Origin of the sequence: Achromobacter mucicolens, from assembly GCF_029866465.1 — a bacterium.
Lineage (GTDB): Bacteria > Pseudomonadota > Gammaproteobacteria > Burkholderiales > Burkholderiaceae_B > Achromobacter > Achromobacter mucicolens.
Genome location: NZ_CP123364.1, coordinates 4,456,612 through 4,481,474 on the forward strand (window position 1 = coordinate 4,456,612; position 24,863 = coordinate 4,481,474).

The following is a 24,863-nucleotide window of genomic DNA, read 5'->3' on the forward strand; positions in this document are numbered from 1 at the left end:
GGCCGCTACCGCGCCCGGGCGCGCTCCAGCATCTGGACGATCTCTGTCTGCCCGCGCTGGCGGGCGTGCTGCAACGGCGTGCGGCCGTCCTTGTCCGGCAGATTCACGTCCGCGCCCCCTTCGATCAGCAGCCCCACGATGGCCTGATGACGCGGTCCGCCATCGCTCAGAATGATGGCTTCCAGCAGCCCGGTCCAACCCAACCGGTTGACATGGTTCGGATCCACCCCAGCCTGAAGCAGACGCTTGACGACCTCGACATGACCCCGCTCGCAAGCAGGTATCAGCGCCGTGCCGCCGTAGCGGTTGGTGCTTTTCAGATCCGCGCCGTGCGTCAGCGTCAGTTCCAGAATCTCGCGATACCCCTGCGCGCCCGCCAATAGATAGGCGCTGTCCTGCATGCCGTTCTTGGCGTTCACGTCCGCGCCAGCCTGGATCAGCGCCGCCGCGGCCGCTGCGTGGTTGCCTTGTGTGGCGCGCAGGAGCGGCGTGTTGCCCTGCCCGTCCCGCGCCTCGAGCGGCGCGCCTGCGGCCAGCAATTGGCGCACCCGCGCCGTGTCGCCCTTGCCGGACGCCTCCAGCAGTTGCGCGCCCCGGTCGTCCGCCGCCGCACCGAAGCCGATTGCGCTGAGCGTCAGCGCGAAGCAGACGCGCCAGAAGTTGATGTAAGCCATTGCCGGCAGCCTCCCTGGGTTTTCCGGTATCGCGCCACGGTCCCGCGCCGGGCGCGCTGCCATTATCTCCCTGCTGCGCGCCGCGCAAGCTATGCTCGGTCAGATTCATGGTGACGTGCAATGCGCAGGAAACACGCGTCCGGCATGATCGGCCTCCCTTACTGATCGCAGCCTCCCACGAACTGTCATGCCTTCTCGTTCCCCTTCCGAGTTCTCGCCCGTATTCCGTCCGCGAACGCGCCTTGCCCGCGCCCTGTCCCTGGCGTTGCTGCCGCTGGTCCTGGCCGCCTGCAATGGCGGCGGCGACGATGACGATGACGCCGTCCAGCCGCCTGTCGCCGAAACCCCGGCGCCGCCGCAGACGCCCGCTCCGGAACCGCAACCTGAAACGCCCCCGCGCAATACGGCCTACCTGCAGACCAAGCCGGGCGACGTGATCCAGGTCCGCATCGAGGAACTGCACCCCACGCAGGCCGCGATCGGCTATGACCAGATCTATTACAAGCTGGGCCGCTGGCAGGGCGACTTCGACCGCGCCACCTGGGCGGCCGATCCGGTGCTGCAGCTGGATTACCTGAACCGCACGGTCGGCAAGAAGTTCGACGATTACTGCGAAGACGTGGGCGGCGCCGAGCGCGCGCAGAAGTTCCAGAGCATCGCCGAAGCCCGCGCCGCCCGCCTGGACCAGCCCGACACGTTCGCCTGCCTGGACGCGCCGGGCACCCACACCGCCAACCTGAAGACGGTGGTGGTGGGCTGGGACGGCAATCTGTACCTGACCGACGGCCACCACACGTTCTCGTCCCTGCGCGAGATCTTTGACGGCGGCCCCAAGCTGCCGGTGTGGGTGAAGGTCGACGCCAACTACAGCGATCTGACGACCGCGTCCGCCTTCTGGCAACGCCTGGTGGACGAGCGCCGAGCGTGGCTGCGCGACGGGCAGAATCAGCCCATCACCGTCGACCAGCTGCCCACGCGCCTGGGGCTGTCCCATGCGCAGGAACCCGGCGGCATGCAGGAAGACCGCTATCGCTCGCTGGTGTACTTCACCCGCGACATCGCCTACAGCAACGGCAACCTGCCCGAGTTCGCGGAATTCCTGTGGGGCGACTGGCTGCGCCGGCAGGCCGCGGCGGGCCAACTGCCCGGGTTGGATCAGTACAAGATGCAGGCGCCGGCCACGCCCGCCGAGATCCTGGCGGTCAGCACGCTGAACAAGGACATCCTGCCGACCGGCGCCAGCGACAGCTACGCCGCCGCCGTGCGCGATGCCTCCTTGAAGATGAGCGCGTTGAACGACACGGATATCGTGTTCGAGGACCGCGATGCCGCCAGCCTGGGCCGCATCGTGCTGGCGCCCAACGCGGCCAGCGGCTCGCCCACCAAGACCGCGCGCGACACCTTGGAAGAACTGCCGCGCAACGACGTCAAGACGTCAGACGGCACGCCGCGCGGCGCGGGCAAGCTGTGGTTCGCGGTGAACTACCGCACCTGCGGCAAGCCGGCGGCGGGCACCTGCTGGGGATGGTGATGTGAAAAAGGCCCGCGCAAGCGGGCCTTTTCGCATTGGGCCGTCAGGACCTCAGAGCACTTCCTTCGTATTTTCGGCCTTGGCTAGCTGCTGCATTGCCAGGGACACCTTCTGGGCGACTTCCAGGCGTTCGGCGGCCGACATGGCGTCGTACTCTTCCTTGGAAATGCCCAGGCTTGCCAGGGCCGCGTAGAACATCTTGTCCTCGATCGACATCGCGGCGTAGTCCATGAACTCCTGCTCGGCCTGCGACGGCGCGGATTGCGAGGCGCCCGAGACGCCACGGCCCATGGCCGAACGGTTGCGCTCGGTGGCGTCGGCGAACGCCGCGCGAAAGCCCTCGCCGGCAGTGGCGTTGGCGTTGCGGGCGGACGCGGGTTGGCCGGCGCCGGCATTGATACCCAGGAAATTCACGCGGTTCATGGAGGCTCCAAAGGGAATGGCGGTCAGGGTGCCAACATACTCCCCACCCGCGCCGCCGGAAGGCCCGGTCAGGCGCCCGATCGGCCCGCTTCTCGCGGGATTGCCGCGCGACCATTTTCAGCGTCCTTCGAGTATCTTGTGCCTCTTGCAAACCTTTCAGAGACCCCTCTCATGAGCATCGACACCTCCGCCGCCAGCCAGCCTGCTGCCGCCGCACCCACGGCGGACGCCTTCCTGCAGTTCCTGGTCAACCTGGTCAACAACGGCAGCCAGATCGAGAGCATTGGCGTGACCTTGCAGATGGGCGGCATGCTGGTGTCCGGCTCGATCGTTTCGGGCGCCGAGTACTTCGACACCTTCGCCGCCAGCTTTTCGGGCTCGCTGGCGTCGATGGACGATGACACGCGCCAGACCGTGCACGCTTCGCTGGCCGAACTGGGCGATGTGTTCCGCCTGCCGCAGCCCGTCGACCCGCTGCCCAACTACATCCACCTGGCCGACGCGCTGTTCTTCACCGCTGACGGCACGCCCATTGCGGGACAGCCGACCCTGTGGCGCGGCCGCACCAGCGCCGTGGACGGATTCATCCTGGGCCGCATGCAGTCCGACGCGTCGGCCTGATCCGCATGACGCAAACCGTACCGCCACCGATCGAGGGCCAGGATATCGACCGCAAGGCGATGCTGGCCCTGATCGAGGCTGCCCCGGGCGTCCCGCTGTCATTCGTCGATTGCGACTTCCAGGAGGCGGACTTTTCGCGCCTGGATCTGCGCGGCTTTCAATTCAGCGGCTGCGCGATCGCCGGCGCCTCGTTCCAAGGTGCAGACCTGACCGACACGCAATGGCTGCGCTGCCGGGGCGGGTCGGCCAATTTCGCCTCGGCCGACGCCAGCGAGGCCTCCTTCCAGAACTGCGACCTGAACAATGCCAACTGGCGCCGTGCGCGGCTGGCCAGCGCGCGCTTGCGAGCATGCAAGCTGACAGGTTCGGATTTCGATGGCATCGCGTGCCTGGGGTGGTCGCTCGAGGAATGCCGGCTGGTCGGCGCCCTGCTGCGCGGCGTGTCGTTTCGCAAGTGCAACCTGCTTCAGCTCGATTTCTCGGACGCGGACCTATCGGGCAGCGATTTCCGCGAGACGGTCTTTCACGGCGGCAGCCTGCGCAACGCCACCCTGAAAAACGTGCACTTCGAAGGCGCGGACCTGCGCGAGGCCGATCTGGGCGGTCTGGACCTGTCGGCCGCCGCGCGGCTGGCGGGCGCCACCATCTCCAAGACCCAGGCGGCGGCGCTGCTGGCTGAACTGCGGATCAGCGTGGTCTGACGCCTTTGCGGTGCTCCGCGCGCTTGCGCGGGCGCGGGCCGGCGTTGCGGCGCGTTGATTCAGCCGGGGCGCCGGAAGCGCGCCCGAGCCGCCTCGATCTGCCCGTGGCAGACGCAGCCGCTCATGTGCTCGTTTACCATCCCGACGGCCTGCATGAAGGCGTGGATGGTGGTTGGCCCGACGAACGTCCAGCCGCGCCGCTTCAACGCGCGCGAGAGTTCGATCGACGCCTTGGAGGTGGGATTGTTGTCCCAGTAGTGCCGGTCCACGGCCGCCGGACGCGCCTGCGGCGGCGGCTCGTGCGACCATAGCCAGCCGGCGAGCGACCCGGTTTCATCGGCCAGTTCGCGCGCGCGCTGCGCGTTGTTGATGGCCGACACGATCTTGGCGCGGTTGCGCACGATGGCGGCATTGCCCATCAGGCGCTCCACGTCGCGCTCGGTATAGCGCGCCACGCGTTCCATGTCGAAATCGTCGAACGCCTCGCGAAACGCCTCGCGCTTGCGCAGGATGGTGATCCACGCCATGCCGGCCTGAAAGCCTTCCAGGCAGATCTTTTCGAACAGCCGCCGGTCGTCCGCCACGGGCCGGCCCCATTCATGATCGTGATAGTCCGGCATGGACGGCTGCCAGAAGCAGCGCGGCACGCCGTGCTCGTCGACGATCAGGCCAGGGTCGAGGCTGCCGGTGTCCGGGCTGCCGGCGTCCGGGCTAGCGGCGTCCGGGCTGCCGGGGTCTGGCTTGAGCGGATCCCCGCCAGTCTGCCTGGCGGCGCTCATGGCTTGCGGGGCACCGGGCAGCTGGTGTCGCCTTCCTCGCACGCGAGGTACGCGCGCAATTCCTTGGTGCGGGCCTGCGTGAGCTTGTCCAGGCACTGGCTCAGCACCATCGGATACGCGCTGCCGCCCGTAACGCCTGCTGACGAAAACGCGCATTCGGCATCGCGAAAGAACAGCCACGCTTTCTGCGCGGCCTGCAATTGCGTCAACGCGTCCTTGCTGTCTTTCAGCCGCTCGGTCACTTCCTTGTATGCGGCATTCAGGTCGGCGTCGGACTTGCGATAGGCCTGGTCCGCGCACAGGTTCATGTCGGTCTGGGTCGAGGCCTGGTCACACTTGAGCACTTGGGCCTGCGCCCCCGCTGCAAGCAGAAGCGCTGCGGCGGCAAACACGATACGCATGGGAGTTCCTCCTGTATCCGATGGGTGATGGGTTTGGGTGATTGCCGTGGGGTCGGCAAATGCTTGGGGGAAAGTGTCGCATGGATGCCGGTCGGACGCAGCGCGCCCGCGCGTCGCCTAAGATAGGGCCCATGAAGATCCAATTGCTTTCCGATTTGCATCTTGAAACCGATCCCACCTTCGTGGCACAACCTTCGCCCGGGGCCGACCTGCTGGTGCTGGCCGGCGACATCGGCTCATACCGCCAGGGCTCACGGTTGGAGCGGGACGATTTCGGCCTGGGCGACTATTCGCCCCGCCAAGGCTGGCCCACGCCTGTTCTCTTCGTACCGGGCAATCACGAATACGACAACGTGGATTTCGACGAGACCCATGCGCGCCTGCGCGACCTGTGCGAGACCCTGGGCATCCTATGGCTGGAACGGGAGACCACGGTGATCGGCGGCGTGCGTTTCGTGGGCACGACGCTGTGGACGGACTTCGACGCGCTTGCCGCGCCGGACGACGCGCTGGGAGAAGTCCTGAAAAAACGCGCCAAAGCGTTCCGGGCCGCGGACTTCTATCTGGAAAAGGCCGAAATGCGCCGCCACGGCGCACCCTTCATGGCCGAACAGATGCGCGAGCAGGGCCTTGCCTGCCAACAATGGCTGGACGCCGCGTTGCGCGTGCCCTTCGACGGCACGACGGTAGCGATCACGCACTTTGCACCCACGCTAGCCAGCGCCGATCCGCGCTACGGGGTCACGCCGGGGACAGCGGGATTCTGCAACGCGCTGGACGGGTTGCTGCCGCTGGCTGACGTGTGGATACACGGACATCTGCACTGTCCGCAGGACTACGTGAAGGACGGCTGCCGGGTGATTGCGAATCCGCTGGGGTATGCAAAGAAGGGGGAACAGGAGGGCTTCGCGCCGGGGAAGTTGTGGGAAGTGCCGGCCTATCGCCGGCCGTGATCGGCAACCTTGCAGGGCTCACTTGGCGACGTGAACCGCGCGAAATACGCGTGCCTTGTCTGGGCGCTGAACCGTGCTTGCGCATCGATGCACACATCGACGCGACTGAACTTGCCGTGGATTTGCTGACTTTTGAGATGGACGGATGGCGTGCTTACATCAATCCATGAATTTGGCAAAGCGAACATCGCGGTCGGAAAGATGATTGACTCGCCGGGATGCATGATCTCCCGTCTGATGCGATCGTTGTCATTGAAGAAAACCAGCACCGGCGCTTCGGCGTCTTGCGCGTAGTGAACGACAACAGGAGGCGCCAGAAAACCCCAAAGGATAAGACTCGCGCATAGCGTTGCCAATAAAGCACACAGGGCGGCACATAGCTTCAGAAGAACGCGCCCCGGGTAACCGGCGCTAATCGCCTTCATCTACCCGGACTACCGTTGTCGTTCGGTTCGTGCGCCGTAGGCTCGCAGGGTTCGCTTGGCTCGCTAAACCGCGCAAAAAAGCCATGTCGAATGGTGGTTCGTTGTACCTTCGCATCCGGACCCACGTACACATCCACTCGGCTGAACGGGCCGTTTACTTCCACATGATCCCCGCTTTCCGCTGGCAAGCTGACCGAGGTCCAGTAGTCGGAAGCGTGATGCCAATCGGTGTAATACATCGCCGACTCACCGGGGTGTAGCGTTCTTCTAGCGAGGTACACGTCGGTATCGTAGACATAGCCGATCGGGGAACCTCCCGCAGCCGAATAGTGAATAACCACGACCGGTCGGCAGAAATACCAAAACAGCGTCAGCGCGCAAAGCAATCCTGCCACCGTGGCGCAGCCAATCTGGATGTAGGACGAAAACCCCTCCATCACCGTGCCGCCATGGGTGGTCTTGTCGCCAACACGAATGATCGGGCGCCCTGTCATCATGGCTCCTGGCAATTGCTGATGCACCGGAGTTTGAGCGCCGAAGAAAGCGGCTTGAATCAGATAAACACGAAAATGGCCTGACGCATTGGCATCCCTTCATGCAAAGCAAAAAGCCCACCGCTTTCGCAAGTGAGCTTTTGCACGTAGACCACTACGGAGATCAATAGCGTCCGATCAGGGCATTGAATTCTTTCTGCCCTTCACACCTTGCTCGTCTCAAGGCGCCGGATTCGGATGCCGCGTGTGAATCTGGTTGATCGCGTCCAGCACGTCCGCCGGCAAGGTCACGTCGACGCTGTCGATGTTCTCCTTGAGCTGTTCCAGCGACGTCGCGCCGATCAGGTTGCTGGTGACGAAGGGGCGCTGGTTGACCCAGGCGAGCGCCAGGTGCGTCGGCGAGATGCCGTGTGCGCGGGCCAGTTCCACGTATTCGCGCGTGGCGGCTTCTGCCTGGGGGTTGCTGTAGCGGGTAAAGCGCGAGAAGACCGTCAGGCGGGCGCCGGCCGGCTTGGCGCCGTCCAGGTACTTGCCGCAGAGCATGCCCATCGCCAGCGGCGAATACGCAAGCAGGCCCACGCCTTCGTGGTGCGTGAATTCCGACAGGCCGATCTCGAACACGCGGTTCAGCAAGCTGTAGGCGTTCTGGATCGAGGCAATGCGCGGCAGGTTCTGGTTTTCGGCGTGGCGCAGGAACTGGCTGACGCCCCACGGCGTTTCGTTGGACACGCCCACGTGGCGCACCTTGCCGGCGCGCACGAAGTCCTGCAGCACCGACAGGGTTTCCTCGATCGGCACGGTGTGCTCGTCTTCGACCCACGGGTAGTTCAGCTGGCCGAACGTGGCCGTGGTGCGGTCGGGCCAGTGGAGCTGATACAGGTCCAGGTAGTTCGTCTGCAGCCGCTTCAAGCTGGCGTCCAGCGCCGCGGTCAGGTTCTTGCGGTCCAGGAAGGTCTTGCCGTCGCGGATGTGGCCGGGACGCTTGGGGTCGCGCACGGGGCCGGCGACCTTGCTGGCCAGCACGATGTCGTTGCGGCGGCCCGTCTTGGCCAGCCACGTGCCGATGTAGGTTTCGGTCAGGCCCTGCGTTTCGGGCTTGGGCGGCACCGGGTACATTTCGGCCACGTCGACCAGGTTGACGCCGCGCTCCAGCGCGTAGTCCAGTTGCTGATGCGCGTCAGCTTCGGTGTTCTGCTCGCCCCAGGTCATGGTGCCCAGCCCGATCAGGCTGACGTCCAGGTCGGTACGGCCGAGTTTGCGGTATTTCAAGTTCTGCTCCGTGCGGGGTCTTCAAGTTGGGAAGCGACACCTTACTCCAAGATGTTGGCATTTCGCTGACGGGCGGGGCGTCAGGGCCACGCCCGATTGCCGCCGCCGCGCAATCGGCTTACGCTGATGCGCACATCCAAACCGGGGGGAGACGGCATGCTGCGGGAAGTTGACGAAGTCATCATCTTTTTCGTCGTGCTCATCATTTTCCTGGCCGTCATCGAGCTTGCCTACCGGCTCGGCCGCCGGCTGCGCAAGCCGGCCGATGAGGCCGCCAAGACGCACATCACCGCGCTGCAGACCGCGCTGCTGGGCCTGTTGGCTTTGCTGCTGGGGTTTACGTTCGCCATGTCGGTCACGCGCTTCGAGACGCGCAAGAACCTGGTGCTGGAAGAGGCCAACGCCATCGGCAACGCCTATTGGCGATCGCAGCTCATTCCCGCCGAACACCGGCCTGCGGTGGCCAAGATGCTGCATGAATACGCCTCGGCATCGCTGGACTACCACCTGGCCGATCAGGATTCGCCGCGCTTTGCCGCCGCCAACGCCACCGCGCGCCGCATCGAACGCCAGATCCGGGCGGCGGTCGCGGCCCGGGCGGAGAACCCGCCGACCATCTCCACCATCATGTTCATCCAGGCCATCAACGAGATGGCGCAGATCAACGAAAAGCGGCGCGTTGCGCTGGAAAACCACGTGCCGGAGCCGGTGTACTACCTGCTCTTCATCGTGGCCGCCGGTTCGATGGCCTACATCGCCTACGGCACTGGCCTGTACGGACGGCGGCGGCCCGTGTCGACCGGCATGTTTGCCGCGCTGATCGCCCTGGTGCTGACCTTCATCCTGGACATCGACCAACCGATCGGCGGCTTGATCGAGGTCGGCCAGGAAAGCATGGAGCGCATGCGGGACACGCTGGCCGACGAAATGCGGCAGCAGCCCTAGCCGCGTTCAGGGCCGGTCGATGACCGCCATGTTTCCTCAATCAAAGAAAGGCCGCAGAAACTGCGCCGTGACGCCGGCGTTGCCGCGGCTGACCGCCTGCGGCGTGCCGGCTGCCACGATCGCGCCGCCTGCCTCGCCGGCGCCGGGTCCGACGTCCAGCATCCAGTCGCTGCCCGCCACCACGCGCAGGTCGTGTTCCACCACGACCACGGTGTTGCCGGCGTCGACCAGGCCGTGCAATTGCGTCATCAGTTTGTCCACATCCGCCGCGTGCAGGCCCGTGGTGGGCTCGTCCAGGACGTACAGCGTGTTGCCGCGCTGGCTGCGCTGCAGCTCGGTCGCCAGCTTGATGCGCTGCGCCTCGCCGCCGGACAGTTCCGTGGCGGGCTGGCCCAGGCGCAAATAGCCCAGTCCGATTTCAGAGAGCAGCGTCAGGGGACGCGACACGACGGCCTCGTCCTTGAAGAACGCGCGCGCCTCGTCCACGGTCATGTCCAGCACCTGCGCGATGTTGCGGCCATTCCATTCGACTTCGAGCGTCTTGGCGTTGTAGCGGCTGCCGTGGCACGTGGGGCACGGCGCATACACGCTGGGCATGAACAGCAATTCGACGTGGACGAAGCCTTCGCCCTCGCAGGTCTCGCAGCGCCCTTGCGCGACGTTGAAGGAAAAGCGGCCGGCGCCGTAACGCCGCGACCGGGCGGCCTTGGTGCCGGCAAACAGCTTGCGCACGTGGTCAAAGAGGCCGGTATACGTGGCGAGGTTGGACCGCGGCGTGCGGCCGATGGGCTTCTGGTCCACATTGACCAGCCGCTTGATGGCTTGCGCGCCGGCATGGATGCGGCCCGTCGTGCGCGGCAGGTTGCCGGGCTGCGGCAGGTCGCTGTCGGATTCCTCGGCGGGCAGCTCCTGGCCCAGATGTTCGCCCACCAGTTCGACCAGCGCCTGGCTGACCAGACTGGATTTGCCTGACCCGGACACACCCGTCACCGCCGTGAACGCCCCCAGCGGAAAGCGCGCGTCCACGCCATGCAGGTTGTTGCGGTGGATGCCGCGCAACTCAAGCCACCCGGTGGGCTCGCGCGGCGTGCGCCGGCTGGCGGGCCGGGCATCGAACAGATACTTGGCCGTGACCGATTCCTTGACCTTGCGCAGGCCGTCTGGCGGACCGCTGTACAGCACCTGTCCGCCATGCTGGCCCGCGCCGGGCCCCACGTCCACCAGCCAATCGGCGCGGCGCAGCGTATCCAGGTCGTGCTCCACGACGAAGAGCGTGTTGCCGCCCGCCTTGAGCTGGTCCAGCGCGCGGTGCAGCGCCTGGCCATCCGCGGGGTGCAGGCCCGCCGAGGGCTCGTCCAGCACGTACACCACGCCAAAGAGGTTGGAGCGGATCTGCGTGGCCAGGCGCAAGCGCTGCAATTCGCCGGGCGACAGCGTCGGCGTGGACCGGTCCATCGCCAGATAGCCCAGGCCCAGCGCCTGCAGCGTGCCGATGCGCTCGACCAGGTCGTGCGCGATGCGCTGCGCGGCAATGCGTTTCTCGGGCGATGCGTCCGGCGTGCGGCGCACGTCGCTGCTGCCCGCATGCGACAGCCCGCCCGCCGCCACGCGGCGCGCGTTGGCGCGCACCCCGGCAGCCTTGCTGCGGGTCGTGCCGGCTTTCCCGGCCGCGTCGTCGAAGCGGCCTTCGGCGGCGGGCGTCAGGATCTCGGCGATGCGGGCCAGCGGCAGTTGCGACAGGCTGCCGATGTCCAGGCCCGCAAAGGTCACGGACAACGCCTCGCGTTTCAGACGCCGGCCGCCGCATTCCGGGCAGGGCGCGCCGGTCATGAAGCGGGCCACGCGCTTTTTCATCATGACGCTTTGCGTGGTGGCGAACGTGTGCATGACGTACCGGCGCGCGCCGGTGTAGGTACCCATGTAGCTGGGCTCGGCCTTGCGGCGCAGCGCGGCGCGCGTCTCGGCGGGCGTGAAGCCGGCGTAGACGGGCACGGTCGGCTGCTCGTCGGTGTACAGGATCCAGTCGCGATCCTTCTTGGGCAGGTCGCGCCACGGCTTGTCCACGTCGTAGCCCAGCGTCACCAGGATGTCGCGCAGGTTCTGCCCGTGCCAGGCGGGCGGCCACGAGGCAATGGCCCGCTCGCGAATGGACAGCGACGGGTCCGGCACCATGGACGCCTCGGTCACGTCGTACACATAGCCCAGGCCGTGGCAGTGCGGGCAGGCACCCTGCGGCGTGTTCGGCGAAAAGTCCTCGGCGTACAGCATGGGCTGGCGCGCGGGATACGTGCCGGCACGCGAGTACAGCATGCGCAGCATGCTAGACAGGGTCGTCACGCTGCCCACCGTGGAGCGCACGTTGGGCGTGCCGCGCTGCTGCTGCAATGCCACCGCGGGCGGCAGGCCGTCGATGGCGTCGACGTCGGGCACGCCCACCTGATCGATCAGGCGGCGGGCGTATGGCGACAGCGATTCCAGGTAGCGGCGCTGCGCTTCGGCATACAGGGTGCCGAACGCGAGCGAGGATTTGCCCGACCCGGACACGCCGGCGAACACGACGAGCGCGTCGCGCGGGATGCTGACGTCGACGTTCTTCAGATTGTGTTCCCGCGCGCCTCGCACGCGGATGCAGGCATCGGGGCCCGGCTTCGAAGGTGTCTTGCGCTGGCTCATGGTCCAAATAGTAATAGACCGAAGATCGAGCTGGGCGTGATCGACCTGGAACTTGCTGGCGGCCGCCATCCCTTGAACACCGGCCTGCAGGATGCCTTCAATCTGGGCAGGAAGCTGGTGCTGGCCTGACAGGGGCGTGGTTCGCCGGCCTGATGGGAAAGCCCATCGCGACCTAGGGAAATCCCCAGCAAATTGCTTGTCGATCCGGGTGTTGGCGGTTCGTCGTAGTCATGCACCCACCCTCACTTCAAGGCGGACTACACCATGACTACCGGAACCGTACGACACCTTCGCGTCCTGCGCACCACCCCCGAACGCGTCTATCGCGCCTTCATCGAGCCCGATGCGATAGCCAAGTGGCTTCCGCCCTATGGCTACACCTGCTCGGTCCAGGAACTGGACGCGCGCGTGGGCGGCCGCCACAGGATGGCCTTCCACAACTTTGCCACCGGCCATGAAGAGCCGTTCGGCGGTGAATATCTGGAGCTGGTTCCGGGCGAGAAGATCCGCTACACGGACCGTTTCAACGATCCCAACCTGCCAGGCGAGATGACCACCACCGTCACCTTGCGGCAAGTGTCGTGCGGCACGGAACTGGTCATCGTGCAGGAAGGCATACCTGAGGTCATCCCGACCGAGATGTGCTACCTGGGCTGGCAGGAATCGCTGCTGCAACTGGCGCAGCTGGTCGAGTCCGATGTGCCCGACGGCCCCGTGCGCGACTGACGCCGCCGCAGCGGCGGCGTCCACTCCGATACGTTTGTTCATGTTTTGACACCATCAGGTCGCGCGTAACGGTGCGACTGCCTACAAAATGTGGCGCGCCCCCGGAGGGCGTGGCGCGGGGCCGTAACATACGGCCCCGCGCGCATCCCACCAGAAGGAAGAATCGTGTCAAAAGTGCTTGCCCTGCTGCTTTGCACCGCCCTGCCCGCCGCGGCAATGGCCGCCCCCGATACCGAGCCCTTGAAGCTCAACGCGGACAACAAGCTGTACTGCAACGCCCAGACCGACTGGTGCGTGGGCATCAAGACCGATGGCGCGTTCGGCGAAAACGGTCCCTTTGCCACCAGCAGGACCCTGCGCGCCGACTACCGGTTCTGGGATTCGCCCGAGATCCCGGACTTCAAGGATTTCACCGTGTGGCCGGAACTGATCCGGCTGAGTGAAGAACGGGCGCTGGTGGGCGTGATCGGTCCGGCCGTGCCGGACTTCGAGGCGTCCACGCCGTTCTCGGGCGGCGGCTTCTCGCGCCGCGACCTGTATCTGTACGACGTCAACCTGGGCGAACAGACCGGCGCCAGCCTGGTGCTCGTCATGCCGTACACGGCCGACGCGTCGATCCGCGCGTGCTTCACCGAGGCCGACCCGCAAAAGCGGGCCGGCCAGTGCAGCGACATCTACGCATTCAAGGCGTCGCTGAAGGCCGTGCCGGGCAAGGAACTGCCCGATCTGCAGGTCAAGACGCAGGCGACGCGCTCGCCGGCGGGCGCCAGCCGCTACGAGGACTCCAGCACGCGCCCCGCGCTGACCCAGGCCCAGCTTGCGCCGCAGACCGACAGCCAGTGCAGCTACACCGTGACCTACGCGTGGCAACCGGGCACATCGTCCTACGAGCCGTCCAAGCCGCTGCCTGACTGCACGGAATTCCTGTCCGCCGACCCGACCGCGAAAAAATAGTCGCGCTTACTCGGCATACCCCGGATTGCGCCGGTCCAACCGGCGCAGCAGGCCCGGCCACGCAAGTTGGGCCTTGCGGGCGCGGTCGGCGGGCGATTCCACCGCCGCGCGCGCCAGGATGTCGGCCGGAATGTGGGTCAGTTCGCCGCCCGCCTGCGCGCGCACCTGCACCATGCAGGCCGCTTCCAGGCGGTGCATGGCCTGGAAGGCTTCCGCCATGCTCTGGCCGACGGTCAAGAGGCCGTGATTGCGCAGGATGAGGTAGTTGTTGGCGCCCAGGTCGCGCACCAGGCGCGGCTGCTCGTCGGGGTTGAGCGCCAGACCCTCGTAGTCGTGATAGCTGAGCGAGCGCAGCACGATGAACGCGAATTGCGATAGCGGCAACAGGCCGGCCTTCTGCGCCGACACGGCCACCCCGTTGATCGAATGCGTGTGCAGCACGCACATCGCGTCCTTGCGGGCCGCATGGATACAGCTATGGATGGTGAAGCCCGCGGGGTTGATGTCGTATTCGGACTCCATCACCTTGTTGCCGTGCAGGTCGATCTTGACCAGGCTGGACGCGGTGATTTCGTCGAACATCATGCCGTAGGGATTGATGAGGAAATGCTCCGTGCCCGGCACCTTGGCCGTGATGTGCGTGAAGATCAGATCGTCCCACCCAAAAAGCGCCACCAGCCGGTACAGCGCCGCCAGATCCTTGCGGACCTGCCATTCCGTTTCGCCGACCTGTTCGCGCACGCTGGCGCCCTGCTTGCCTGCCGTATCCATCCTGTCTCCGTATTGTTGGTGTCTGCCCGAGGCCACTGCCCCGGGATCCGTCATGCACTGTATTCCTTTTCGCGCGCAACGCGCAGCGGGGCGCGGGACACGCGTCCGTCTGGTGAAACAGCCTCGGACCCATTAACCTGTGCGCCACGACCCAGGAGACGTCGAGCATGCTGCCTGCACTTTACGGTCATCCCTTTTCCTCGTACACCCAGAAGGTGCTCGTCGCGCTGTACGAAAACGCGACGCCCTTCGAATTTCGCGGCATCGGGCCGGACTCGCCCCAGCATGGCGCCGACTGGCTGCAGCGCTGGCCGCTGCGCAAGTTTCCGCTGCTGGTGGACGGCGGCCGCAACATCGCCGAATCCAGCATCATCATCGAATACCTGCAGCTCGCCCACCCCGGGCCTGTCCGGCTGATTCCCGACGACCCGATGGCCGCGCTGGACGTGCGCTTTCTGGACCGCTACTTCGACCTGCACGTCATGTTCTGGATGCAGCACGCGGTCAACGGCGCGCTGACCGGCGACGCCGCCAAGCGCGACGAGGCGCTGGCGCTGACCGCGCAGAAGCTGGAACCGGCGTACGCCTGGATCGACGCGCTCCTGGCCACGCGCACGTGGGCTGCGGGCAACGACTTCACCCTGGCGGACTGCGCGGCGGCGCCCGCGCTCTTCTACGCCGATTGGACGCATCCGATCGCCGATGCCTATCCGCACCTGCGGGCCTACCGCGCCCGGCTGCTGGCGCGGCCGTCTTTCGCGCGGGCGGTCGATGAAGCCCGGCCGTACCGGCCGCTGTTTCCGCTGGGCGCGCCCGACCGCGACTGAAAACGCCGCGCCCCCCGCGGCAACATGCGAGAATCCCCGCCATTCCCTCCCCGATGAGGACGCACCGTGCAGCAGACCTTGCATCGACACCTGCCTTCCTTCTTCCGGTCGCACCTGGAATCCCTCTCCGGCGTCGGCCTCATGCTCGGCACGCTGTTCTTCGCCGCGGCACTGACGCCCACCCTCATTCCCCGAACGCACGTCACCCAGGGCGTCCTGGCGGGCGCCTGCCTTGCGGCCGGGTATGGCCTGGGCGTGCTGTGGCATTGGCTGTGGACCTACCTGGAACTGCCCTCGCCCCGCGGCCGCGCCGCGTGGGTCATCAATGCCGTCATCGGCCTCTTGTGCGTGGCGGTGGCGATCCTCTTTCTGGGCCGCGCCGCCGAATGGCAAAACACCATCCGCGCCCTCATGCAGATGGACCCCGTGACCAGCGCCCATCCCATCAAGGTCAGCCTGATCGCCCTGGCCACCTTTGCCGTGCTGCTGGCGCTGGCGCGGCTGTTCAAGCTGATCGCCCGCTATCTTTCCCGGCAGGTGCGGCGCGTCGTGCCGCGGCGCGTGGCCAACGTGACGGGCGCGCTCATCGCCATCCTGATCTTCTGGCTGCTGGCGACCGACGTATTCTTCCGCGGCGCGCTGCACGTGCTGGACGCCTCGTTCCGCGAGTTCGACGCGCTGCTCGAGCCCGAACGCCCGCAGCCCACCGCGGACCTGAAGACGGGCGGCCCCGCCTCGTTGATCCGCTGGAACGAACTGGGCCGCGCCGGCCGCGAATACATCGCCTCCGGCCCCACCGCCAGTGAAATCCAGACGCAGTCGGGACGCATGGCGCTGGAGCCCATTCGCGTCTACGTCGGCCTGCGCGGCGCGGCAACCCCACAGGCGCGCGCGCAGCTCGCGCTGGACGAGATGAAGCGGGTGGGCGCCTTTGACCGCTCGGTGCTGGTCGTGATCACGCCCACGGGCACGGGGTGGGTCGACCCCGCGGCCGCGGACTCGCTGGAATACCTGCTGAACGGCGACGTGGCCAGCGTGGCCATGCAGTATTCGTACCTGTCCAGCCCGCTGTCGCTGCTGGCGCAACCCGAATATGGCGCGGAAGCCGCGCGCGCCCTGTTCCAGGCGGTGTATGGCTACTGGACCACGCTGCCCAAGGACCGGCGGCCGCGGCTGTACCTGCACGGCCTGAGCCTGGGCGCGAAGAATTCCGCGGGGTCGGCCGAACTGTTCGAGATGATCGGCGACCCGATCCAGGGCGCGCTCTGGAGCGGCCCGCCCTTTGAAAGCCGCGTCTGGCGCACCATTACCGATGCCCGCAATCCCGGCTCGCCCGCCTGGCTGCCCGAACTGCGCGATGGCGCCTTCGTGCGCTTCATGAACCAGAACGGTTCGCCGGTGCCGGCCGACGCGCCGTGGGGGCCGATGCGCGTCGTCTACCTGCAATACGCGAGCGACCCGGTCACGTTCTTCGACTATCGCGACCTGTATCGTCCGCCCGCGTGGATGAACGCGCCGATGGGCCCGGACGTGTCGCCGGAACTGCGCTGGTATCCCGTGGTGACCATGCTGCAGCTTGCGCTGGACATGGCGGTGGGCACCGCGACGCCGATGGGGTATGGCCACGTCTACGCGCCGCAGCATTATGTCGACGCCTGGGTCGCGGTGACCGGCGTGTCCGGCTGGACGCCCGACGCACTCGAAGGCCTGAAGGCCTATCTGCTGGAGCGCGCGCAGGCGGCAATGGAAGACGAAGACGGCGACGAAGGCGCCTACGAGGGACGCGGAGGCTAGGCGCGGCAGGCGCGGCTCATGAATCACCCCATGCAGGATCGATTGACGTCACTTTTCTTTTCGCGCGATGACGCCTTGCGCAGCCGCAGCGTCAGCGCGCGCCTGCTGGCCGCGAACCTGAACGTGCCTGCGCCGCCCGCGCGCCTTACGGCCGATTGGGACCGCGAGATCCGGACCCGGCTGGCGCTGGAGCCGGGCGACGTCGAGCAGATGCCGCTGTCGCGCACCCGCGCCCGCTGGCCGGAGTTCGGCCTTTGCGTGCAGGCCATGCGCGACTGGACGCGCGCGCTGGGATTGGGCGACGTCCTGGCGGCCAGCGACATGGCGCTCATGGCTTGCCGCGGCGCGCGCTATCACCACGACGGCAGCCAATACGGCGGCGCCGCGTTCTGCAATCTGTTCCTGTCCGACGACAAAGGCCTGGACGTGCATTTTCCCGGCACCGGGCACCGCATCCCGCTTACACGCGGCGTCGCCATCGTCTTCGACACCTGCCAGCCCCACGCCGTCATCGCCCGCCACGCCAGCGGCTACGACGAAGCGGACTTCCCGCAAGCGCGGGATCTGTCGCAACTCTTTCTGACCTGGGAACTGCCCATCGAAGACCCGGCGGTGGCGCAGGCGCTGGGGATCGCCTTCGATATCGAGCCGGCAATGGCGTCGCGGCTGGACGAAGAAGCGGTGTGGGCGGGCGGCCGCCGCGTCAGCGTGGACCCCGAGCGCGGCCATTGGCAACCCGCGGCGCGGGAGCCCTGACCCGTCGGGTATATTGACCGGCCCACGTCTCAGGGTCCCCACGCAGATGTCCTTTTCCTTTGCACGCACGCGCCCGTTCCGGTTTGGCGTCCTGACGCTGGCCATGCTGTGGCAGGCAGGCCATGCCGGCGCCGCCGAGCGCACCGTCTACACCGGCACGCTGCAAGGCGTGGGCGACATCGTGATGGAACTGGACAGCGCCACGGCCGGCAACGAATTGACGGGCCGCTACTTCTATCCCGAACATGGCGTGGACATCCCGCTCAAAGGCAGCGAAGCCGCGCTGCAAGAACCGATGACCTTTGCTGCCGCCACGGCGCCCGGCGCGCAGCCGGCCGCCACCTGGCAAGGCAAGCGCGACGCGCAGGGCTATCACGGCGTGTGGATCGACACGCGCACGGGCAGGCAGCGCACCTTCACGCTGCAGCGGGTCGCGCAATACGACGCCGGGGCGTTGGCGCCCGATGGCAGCATCGGCGTTGACGAAGACATCGACGCGGCCCGCGTCCCCTACGACACGCTCAAGCTTGCCGGTCACGCCGTGCCCGTGGGCGCCGACGTGGGCAGCGCCACCGTGGCATATCGCATGTGGCGCGACCCGCGCACCCAGTTCAGCTATCCGCGGCTGTCGCGCCATCCGGACGCGCAGGTCATGGCGCGCGTCAATCACCTGCTCGAGCAACGCCACTGGCGCATGAGCCACGCCGCACTGGCCTGCAAGGCCTCGGCCTACACCAGCGGCAATCCGTCGGCCGGCACACTGGCCAACTACGAGGAAGAAGTCGTGGCCGTGCCCTGGCTGTCCCGCGCCATGATGACGGTGACCGAATCCGGCAGCCTGGATTGCGGCGGCGCGCATCCCAACAACCACTTCGATCCCTACACGTTCGACCTGCTGCACGGCGAAATCCTGGATTGGAACCGCGTGTTCGATGCCTACAAACCGGGCAGCCGCGAGCCCCGCCCCGCCCTGACGGCGCTGGTGGGCCAGGCGCAGAAAACCCTGGCCGCGCGCGACGAGGCCGGGCTGACCGAGGACCGTTCCAAGGAAGGCTGCTGGGACCTGTGGCCGGCCTACCTTGCGCTGGGCGCGACGACGCCCGGCGCGCTCAGCCTGTCGGTATCCGGCGTGGGACATGCGTCGGGCGTGTGCCTGGGGACGCTGGCGCAGGTGCCTTTTGGCGAACTCGCGCCGTACCTGAAGCCGGGCGGCGAGGCGTATCTGGTGCAGGACTGAGCGAGACGCTCAGCGCCTGAATCCGCCGCCGCCCCTGAATCCGCCAAACCCGCCGCCAAAGCCGCGGCCCTCCATGCCGCGGCCCTGCCATCCGCCTTCGCCACGGCCTTGCCAGCCGCCCGCGGATTCGCCCATGCGGTTCTGCCAGCCGCCGTTCATGCCGCCCGCCGGCTGCGTCGAATAATCGCGCGCCTGACGCTGCGCGTTCAGGTAGTTGGACTGCGTGTTCGGCTGAACCGGCTGCCAGCCCGAGGACGTGTGCTGCTGCCAGCCGTTGTCGTTGTGTTCGTACACGTTGCCGTTGTGGTCCGCGTACACGTTGCCGTTGTTCCACGCCATGCCGCTGCCGGTGTCGCGGTTGTAGGTGGCGCCGCGCCGGTCGACGCTGTCCGCGCCCTGCCCCGCCGTGCCGGTCGCGCCGGCGGCGGAATAGGTGGTGCGGCCGGTGTCGGCATTGGTGCTCACGTTCTGCCGGCCCGCGGCCCATTGGCCATCGTCGTTCTCGACCGCGCCTGCCCGGCCCGCGCCCGAGGCGCCGGTGACCGGGTCGGTGTAGGCGCCCCGGCGGCCCGCCGCGGCATTGCCCGTGTATTCGTTGTAGGCCGCGCCGCGCGTGCCTTCGAAGGCGGCGCCGGTTTGCGGGTTGTAGCCTTCCGCGTGCGCACCCTGCCATTCGGTGCCCGTCCAGCCATTCCACCCGGCCGCGTGGGTGACCGTGCCGGAACCGCCCCACGCGCCGTAGACGTCCACCTTGTTCACGTCGACGCCGCCCCAATAGGGCGCGCCGTAATACGGGCCCCAGTAAGGCGCCGCCCCGCCCCAGGCTTCGGCCGCGGCAAACCCGAAGGCAAAGCCCGCCGCGGAATCGAAGGCGGCGTTGTAGCCGTAGCTGGGCGGATAGCCGACCCAGGTGTTTTGCACGATCGTGGGCGGGTAGGAATAGCCCGTGCCGTAGACAACCGTGCCATCGGGCGCGACGACCACGCCCATGTAGCCCGGCGAATAGCCGAACACCACGCTCTGCGGCGTCGAGCCATAGACCTGCACGTAGGTCACGTAATGCAACGGCGAAGTGGCGGGAATGGCGTAGATGGCCGCGGGCACATGGTCGGCCACGCGCCACGGTCCGGTGGGCGAATCCGACACGAACCACACCGCCTGCGACAACGCGTAGTAACGGCCTTCGGCCTGGATGACCGGCGCCTGCGAATTGGCCGCGTAATGCAGCGTGGTGCCCTCGATGGGCCGCAGCACCGGCGCGCCGCCGGCGTATTCGACCTGCAGCCGGGCAGCGCTGCGCGACACGGTTGCGGTCTGCGGAATGGTCGACGCGATGACGGCTTCGCGGGCCTGCGGCGTACCGGGCACCGACACCAGCACCCCGCCCTGCGGATCGCGCGCCGGGATGCGCGCGAAGTCGCGCGGCAGGTCCTTGCCGGGCACATACGACCACGGTCCTTCCAGCCGGGGGCCGCGGAACCAGCGGCCCGACACAAGCAGGTAATAGCGGTTGTCGCCCGGATTCATGAACACGGCGTGGTCGGCATTGGTGACCGACAGCAGCGAGGTCCCGGGCACCGGCCGCAACTCGGCCTGGCCGATCGTGATCAGAAGCTCCGCCGGCACCGTGGACACTTCGATATCGGGCGCGCGATGCGGCGCCTTGCCGTCATGCGGCATCAAGGGGTCCGCCGCAGGGCCGCGCCGCGCGGCGTCGGCGGCGGCCAGCAGCGCGGGCGGGGGTTGCGCCACGGTGCGCCAGGGCCCGTTGATGTCGCCCGCGTCATACCAGTGGCCTGCCGCCTGCAGGTACAGACGTCCGGCGTTGTCGCCCAGGATCAGGGCGCGGGTGTTGACGACCCGGCGCCAGCCCGGCGTGCCGGGCAGCGCCGTCCACGCGGGCGGGCCATCGACCAGCACCAGGATCGCCGGGACCGTGCGATAGATGATGCGCGGCGGCGTGTTGTCCACGGGCACCGTCCGGGTGGCCGGGTTGTTCTGCGACAGCGCATAGCTCAGCTGCAACCCGTCCAGCGGCGTGACCACGCCCTTGGGCGGAATGCGGGCCTCCAGCTCGCTGCGCAGCCGCGCGGCCTCTTGGGGCGCCGTTGGCACCTGCACGCGTTCGATGCGGATGTCCGACAGGCGCACCAGCCCGGCGGGCTTGTTCACGTCGGCGCGCGCGGAGAATTCCGCGACGCCGTAGGTCGGATTGCCCTTGGCCGGCCCCACGGCGACGGCCATGCGGCCGGACAGGCGGTCGGCGGTCCAGGTGTCGATCTGCGGCTGGTAGAGCTCGACCCGCGCGCCATCCGGCGCGGAAAAACTGCGCGGCCATTGCAGCGCGCGCGCGGCGGACGAGTCGGATTGGGGTTGGCCGGCGCCGGGCTGCGCGGCGGTGGACTGGACCGCGCCCGGCGGGGTCGCGACCGAGGCGCCGGGCTGGCCGGGACTTTGCGGCTGCGCGGCGGCGCCGAAGGCCAGCGTCGTTCCAGCCGCCACGCCCAGCATCAGGCGTGCGATGCGCCGGCGGCGGCCGGTAGCGCGGGACGCGGCGGGCAAGCGGAAAAACCAGGCATGCAGGTGCAGCAATCGGGACACGCAATGCATATCACGCTCCTTGAGGTTCGGACCGCCTGCACAGCCGGCCGGGGTGTCCCGCTGCGCAAATGAAAAAGCGAGAAAGCGGGTGCCGCCGCTTCGGGTTATACGCCAGCGGGCCCCGGCATTCAATTGCCGGAAGACCCGAGCTGACCGCACCCTGAATAAGAAACAGATCGTTAATGCCGCTAAAAAGCTATTGATCGCATCAGGCAGAAATTCTATAACTCGTTCCTACCAGGGCTTGCTGCTTTTGCCCGATTGCCTTTCCGCTGCAATCCAACTAGAGCGGCGCAACGCCCGCCACCCCGCGCAAGCCTCGCGCGAATCGCCAGCCCTTCCTGCCGCTCTCAAGCGGCGCGCTGGCGGCTCTCTAAGCCTCTCCTGCGGCATGGACCTCTCGTCCGGACAGCCGCGCGAAGGAGCAGCTCATGGCCCTTACCCTGTCCCATCCCGGGGTCTACATCCAGGAAATTCCCAGCGGCGTTCGCACGATTGCCGGGGTCGCGACCTCGGTTGCCGCCTTCCTGGGCGCGGCCCCGCGCGGTCCCGTCAACAAGGCGGTCCGGATATTCAGCTTCTCCGACTATGAGCGCGCCTTTGGCGGGCTTGCCGACGACGCCGAGCTTGGTTATGCCGTCCGCCAGTTCTTCGTGAACGGCGGCACCGACGCCTGGGTCGTGCGTGTGGTCAAGGAAGCATCGCCCGCGCAGCGCGTGCTGCGCAGCGCCACGGCGGTGGACGTGCTGACGGTCCGGGCGCTGGACCCCGGCGTGTCCGGCAACAGCATTCAGGTGCGGGTGGACTACGCCACCGCCGTGCCGTCCAGCACCTTCAACATCCAGTTCATCCGCGCCAGCGACGGGCGGGCGGAAAGCTATGCCAACGTCTCCCTGAACGCCAAGGATCCGCGTTATCTACTGGACCTGGTGCAGGGCGTGTCGCAGCTTGTCAGACTGGAACGGATGCTGTCGCAGGGCGCGCTGGACGCGCTGCCGGCGGGCACCAGCGTCAGCGGCACGCTGGGCGACGTGCAGACGCTGCTGGACGCGACGCACACCGATTTCCGCGTGGCAGTGAACGGGCTGGAGCCCGTCGGCGTCAGCATCGCGCTGCCCGGCGACATTGCCGGTGGCACGGCGACGCAGCGCCTGACCGCACTGGCCGCCGCGATCCAGGCCAAGGTGCGGGCGCAGGCGATGGGCCGCCCGGCGCTGGCCAATTTCACGGCGGCGCGCAGCGGCAACACCCTTGTCATGACGTCCGGCGCGGGCGGCGAAAACGCCAGCGTGCGCGTGCTGCCCGGCGCGCGCAACAACGCCGCGGGCGTGCTGATGCTGGGATCGCTGGCAGGCGGCGTCGAGACCGACGGCGCGGCCATCATCCGCCCGGCGCCCACCCCCGACGCGGCCACGCTGACCAGCGACACGTTCGGCGCGACCGATCTGGACGCGCTGCCCGACGCCACACACACCAGCCTGCGCATCACCCTGGATGGCCTGGGCCCGGAACTCGTGAGCGTGGGCGACGCCGCCGCCGCGGGCGGCTCGCTGGCCGCCAAGCTGGAAGACGTGGCGGCGCGATTGCAGGCCGCGGTGCGCGCGCTGCGCCCGGGCACGCCCGCCTTCCGCGACTTCACGGCGCGGGTGCAGGGCAGCACGCTGGTGCTGGCCAGCGGCTCGCGGGGCATGGGCTCCACCATCGCGGTGGCAGCGGCCCCGGCCAACGATCTGGCGGCGTCGCTGCACCTGATGGCGGGCGCCGTCGCCTCGCCCCCGCCGGTCGACGCGCTGCTGGAAGGCGGCACCGAAACGCCTTACGGGCCGGACGACGTCTATGCCGCGTTCATCGGCAGCCGTGCGCTGCGCCAGGGGCTGTATGCGCTGGAAGACGCTGACATCTTCAACCTGCTCTGCCTGCCCGCCATCACGCACGGCGGCGTCCTGGCCGACGCCGCGTCGTACTGCGAAGAGCGGCGCGCCTTCATGATCGTGGACGCGCCGCCCACGGCCACCGACCCCGCCTCGATGGTGGCGGTGGCCAATGGCACCGCGCTGCCCAAGTCCGATCACGCGGCCGTGTACTACCCGTGGACGTACGTGTCCGATCCGCTCAAGAACGGCAAGCCGCGCCTGGCGCCGCCCTGCGGCACCGTTGCCGGCCTGTATGCGCGCACGGACGGCAACCGGGGCGTATGGAAGGCCCCCGCGGGCACCGACGCCAACCTGACCGGCGTCGTCTCGCTGGCCACGACGCTGACCGATGGCGAGAACGGCAGCCTGAACCCGCTGGGGGTCAACTGCCTGCGCACGTTCCCGGTGTACGGCGCGGTCTGCTGGGGCGCGCGCACGCTGCGCGGCGCCGACCAGCTCACCTCCGAGTACAAGTACGTGCCCGTGCGGCGCCTGGCCCTGTACCTGGAGGAATCGCTCTACCGAGGCACGCAGTGGGTGGTGTTCGAACCCAACGACGAGCCGCTGTGGGCGCAGATCCGCCTGAACATCGGCGCGTTCATGAACACGTTGTTCCGCCAGGGCGCCTTTCAAGGCAGTTCGCCGCGCGAGGCCTATCTGGTCAAGTGCGACCGGGAAACCACCACGCAAGACGATATCAATCGGGGCGTGGTCAACATCCTGGTGGGGTTCGCGCCGCTCAAGCCCGCCGAGTTCGTCGTCATCAGCATCCAGCAACTGGCCGGCCAGATACAGGCTTGAGCCCGGCGGGCGGCGGCGCCGCTTGCGGCCCGCCACGCCCGCCGACCACGGTTACCAGGAGATTGCCATGGCGCAGTTCACCGTCAATCCGCAGCGCTTCGACCCGTACAAGAATTTCAAATTCCGGGTGAAGTGGGATGGCCGCTATGTGGCCGGCATCAGCAAGGTGTCGGCGCTCAAGCGCACCACCGAAGTGGTCGAGCACCGCGAAGGCGGCGACCCGTCCAGCGGGCGCAAGTCCCCCGGCCGCAGCAAGTACGAGGCGGTGACGCTGGAGCGCGGCGTCACGCACGACCGCGAGTTCGAGCAGTGGGCCAACAAGGTGTGGAACTTTGGCTCGGGGCTGGGCAGCGAGGTGTCGCTGAAGAACTTTCGCAAGGACATCATCATCGAGGTCTACAACGAAGCCGGGCAACTGGTGCTGGCCTACAAGGTGTTCCGCTGCTGGGTGTCGGAATACCAGGCCATCCCGGATCTGGACGCCAACGCCAACGCCGTCGCGATTCAGACCATCAAGCTGGAAAACGAAGGATGGGAGCGCGACTACGAAGTTGCCGAGCCGTCCGAACCAAGCTTTGTCGAGCCGGCTTGATG

General features: G+C 67.6%; 23 protein-coding genes. 13 read left to right on the top strand and 10 right to left on the bottom strand.

Features of this window, described 5'->3' with window-relative positions:
- Positions 1-5: 5 nt before the first annotated feature.
- Positions 6-674 (bottom strand): ankyrin repeat domain-containing protein, encoded by a 669-nt coding sequence (locus tag QEP15_RS20480; protein WP_152382423.1) that lies wholly within the window; start codon positions 672-674, stop codon positions 6-8.
- Between the two features lie 187 nt (positions 675-861).
- Here QEP15_RS20480 and QEP15_RS20485 point away from each other — a divergent pair, with 187 nt between their 5' ends.
- Positions 862-2,205, top strand: coding sequence for a ParB/Srx family N-terminal domain-containing protein (locus QEP15_RS20485; protein ID WP_175155197.1), 1,344 nt, complete (start codon positions 862-864; stop codon positions 2,203-2,205).
- 51 nt (positions 2,206-2,256) lie between these two features.
- On the opposite strand, the gene QEP15_RS20490 is transcribed toward QEP15_RS20485, so the two are convergent.
- Positions 2,257-2,628 carry a hypothetical protein gene (locus QEP15_RS20490; protein WP_280147952.1) on the bottom strand — a complete coding sequence of 124 codons (372 nt, stop codon included), beginning with the start codon at positions 2,626-2,628 and terminating at the stop codon, positions 2,257-2,259.
- Between the two features lie 171 nt (positions 2,629-2,799).
- Between QEP15_RS20490 and gvpU the strand changes: the two genes are divergently transcribed.
- Both gvpU and QEP15_RS20500 read left to right on the top strand, forming a co-directional pair.
- On the top strand, positions 2,800-3,249 hold the full coding sequence (gene gvpU, locus QEP15_RS20495) for a gas vesicle accessory protein GvpU (protein ID WP_175155199.1): 450 nt from the start codon (positions 2,800-2,802) through the stop codon (positions 3,247-3,249).
- 5 nt (positions 3,250-3,254) lie between these two features.
- A complete protein-coding gene (locus QEP15_RS20500; RefSeq protein ID WP_152382426.1) occupies positions 3,255-3,950 on the top strand; it encodes a pentapeptide repeat-containing protein in 696 nt (231 codons plus the stop codon).
- A gap of 59 nt (positions 3,951-4,009) precedes the next feature.
- Here the strand turns inward: QEP15_RS20500 and QEP15_RS20505 are convergent, their stop codons facing one another.
- Positions 4,010-4,570, bottom strand: coding sequence for a DNA-3-methyladenine glycosylase I (locus tag QEP15_RS20505; RefSeq protein WP_227741398.1), 561 nt, complete (start codon positions 4,568-4,570; stop codon positions 4,010-4,012).
- Between the two features lie 155 nt (positions 4,571-4,725).
- Positions 4,726-5,130 (bottom strand): lysozyme inhibitor LprI family protein, encoded by a 405-nt coding sequence (locus tag QEP15_RS20510; protein ID WP_180097960.1) that lies wholly within the window; start codon positions 5,128-5,130, stop codon positions 4,726-4,728.
- 131 nt (positions 5,131-5,261) lie between these two features.
- On the opposite strand from QEP15_RS20510, the gene QEP15_RS20515 reads away from it, so the two are divergent.
- On the top strand, positions 5,262-6,083 hold the full coding sequence (locus QEP15_RS20515) for a metallophosphoesterase (RefSeq protein WP_280147953.1): 822 nt from the start codon (positions 5,262-5,264) through the stop codon (positions 6,081-6,083).
- Here the strand turns inward: QEP15_RS20515 and QEP15_RS20520 are convergent.
- The 3 genes from QEP15_RS20520 to QEP15_RS20530 form a co-directional block, all read right to left on the bottom strand.
- Positions 6,068-6,508, bottom strand: a complete 441-nt coding sequence (locus QEP15_RS20520) for a hypothetical protein (protein ID WP_152382430.1) — start codon at positions 6,506-6,508, stop codon at positions 6,068-6,070. The genes QEP15_RS20515 and QEP15_RS20520 overlap by 16 nt on opposite strands.
- Complete coding sequence (locus QEP15_RS20525) at positions 6,505-7,005, bottom strand: PAAR domain-containing protein (RefSeq protein ID WP_152382431.1); 501 nt, start codon at positions 7,003-7,005, stop codon at positions 6,505-6,507. The genes QEP15_RS20520 and QEP15_RS20525 overlap by 4 nt, the downstream gene beginning before the upstream one ends.
- Before the next feature lie 216 nt (positions 7,006-7,221).
- On the bottom strand, positions 7,222-8,271 hold the full coding sequence (locus QEP15_RS20530) for an NADP(H)-dependent aldo-keto reductase (protein WP_280147954.1): 1,050 nt from the start codon (positions 8,269-8,271) through the stop codon (positions 7,222-7,224).
- Positions 8,272-8,427: 156 nt separating this feature from the next.
- Here QEP15_RS20530 and QEP15_RS20535 point away from each other — a divergent pair, with 156 nt between their 5' ends.
- Positions 8,428-9,216, top strand: a complete 789-nt coding sequence (locus QEP15_RS20535) for a bestrophin-like domain (RefSeq protein WP_152382433.1) — start codon at positions 8,428-8,430, stop codon at positions 9,214-9,216.
- 36 nt (positions 9,217-9,252) lie between these two features.
- Here the strand turns inward: QEP15_RS20535 and QEP15_RS20540 are convergent, their stop codons facing one another.
- Positions 9,253-11,889 carry an excinuclease ABC subunit UvrA gene (locus tag QEP15_RS20540; RefSeq protein ID WP_152382434.1) on the bottom strand — a complete coding sequence of 879 codons (2,637 nt, stop codon included), beginning with the start codon at positions 11,887-11,889 and terminating at the stop codon, positions 9,253-9,255.
- A 264-nt stretch (positions 11,890-12,153) separates the two neighbouring features.
- On the opposite strand from QEP15_RS20540, the gene QEP15_RS20545 reads away from it, so the two are divergent.
- On the top strand, positions 12,154-12,615 hold the full coding sequence (locus tag QEP15_RS20545; RefSeq protein WP_175155204.1) for an SRPBCC family protein: 462 nt from the start codon (positions 12,154-12,156) through the stop codon (positions 12,613-12,615).
- Between the two features lie 165 nt (positions 12,616-12,780).
- Positions 12,781-13,569 carry a hypothetical protein gene (locus QEP15_RS20550; protein WP_280147955.1) on the top strand — a complete coding sequence of 263 codons (789 nt, stop codon included), beginning with the start codon at positions 12,781-12,783 and terminating at the stop codon, positions 13,567-13,569.
- 6 nt (positions 13,570-13,575) lie between these two features.
- On the opposite strand, the gene QEP15_RS20555 is transcribed toward QEP15_RS20550, so the two are convergent.
- Positions 13,576-14,340 carry a class II aldolase/adducin family protein gene (locus tag QEP15_RS20555; protein ID WP_056326159.1) on the bottom strand — a complete coding sequence of 255 codons (765 nt, stop codon included), beginning with the start codon at positions 14,338-14,340 and terminating at the stop codon, positions 13,576-13,578.
- 167 nt (positions 14,341-14,507) lie between these two features.
- On the opposite strand from QEP15_RS20555, the gene QEP15_RS20560 reads away from it, so the two are divergent.
- The 4 genes from QEP15_RS20560 to QEP15_RS20575 all read left to right on the top strand — a co-directional run bounded on the left by QEP15_RS20560 (position 14,508) and on the right by QEP15_RS20575 (position 18,954).
- Positions 14,508-15,167, top strand: coding sequence for a glutathione S-transferase family protein (locus tag QEP15_RS20560; RefSeq protein ID WP_152382436.1), 660 nt, complete (start codon positions 14,508-14,510; stop codon positions 15,165-15,167).
- A 66-nt stretch (positions 15,168-15,233) separates the two neighbouring features.
- On the top strand, positions 15,234-16,961 hold the full coding sequence (locus QEP15_RS20565; RefSeq protein ID WP_175155205.1) for an alpha/beta hydrolase: 1,728 nt from the start codon (positions 15,234-15,236) through the stop codon (positions 16,959-16,961).
- Positions 16,962-16,979: 18 nt separating this feature from the next.
- Entirely contained in the window at positions 16,980-17,717 is a 738-nt protein-coding gene (locus tag QEP15_RS20570) for a hypothetical protein (protein ID WP_175155206.1), read from the top strand.
- A gap of 46 nt (positions 17,718-17,763) precedes the next feature.
- Positions 17,764-18,954 carry a hypothetical protein gene (locus QEP15_RS20575; protein WP_425285965.1) on the top strand — a complete coding sequence of 397 codons (1,191 nt, stop codon included), beginning with the start codon at positions 17,764-17,766 and terminating at the stop codon, positions 18,952-18,954.
- 9 nt (positions 18,955-18,963) lie between these two features.
- On the opposite strand, the gene QEP15_RS20580 is transcribed toward QEP15_RS20575, so the two are convergent.
- Positions 18,964-21,564: a carbohydrate-binding family V/XII gene (locus QEP15_RS20580; RefSeq protein WP_425285966.1), complete on the bottom strand. Its 2,601-nt coding sequence runs from the start codon at positions 21,562-21,564 to the stop codon at positions 18,964-18,966.
- Positions 21,565-21,986: 422 nt separating this feature from the next.
- Between QEP15_RS20580 and QEP15_RS20585 the strand changes: the two genes are divergently transcribed.
- Together QEP15_RS20585 and QEP15_RS20590 are read left to right on the top strand one after the other, a co-directional pair.
- Entirely contained in the window at positions 21,987-24,269 is a 2,283-nt protein-coding gene (locus QEP15_RS20585) for a phage tail sheath subtilisin-like domain-containing protein (protein WP_280147957.1), read from the top strand.
- Positions 24,270-24,336: 67 nt separating this feature from the next.
- Positions 24,337-24,861, top strand: coding sequence for a phage tail protein (locus QEP15_RS20590; protein WP_056326957.1), 525 nt, complete (start codon positions 24,337-24,339; stop codon positions 24,859-24,861).
- Positions 24,862-24,863 lie beyond the last annotated feature (2 nt).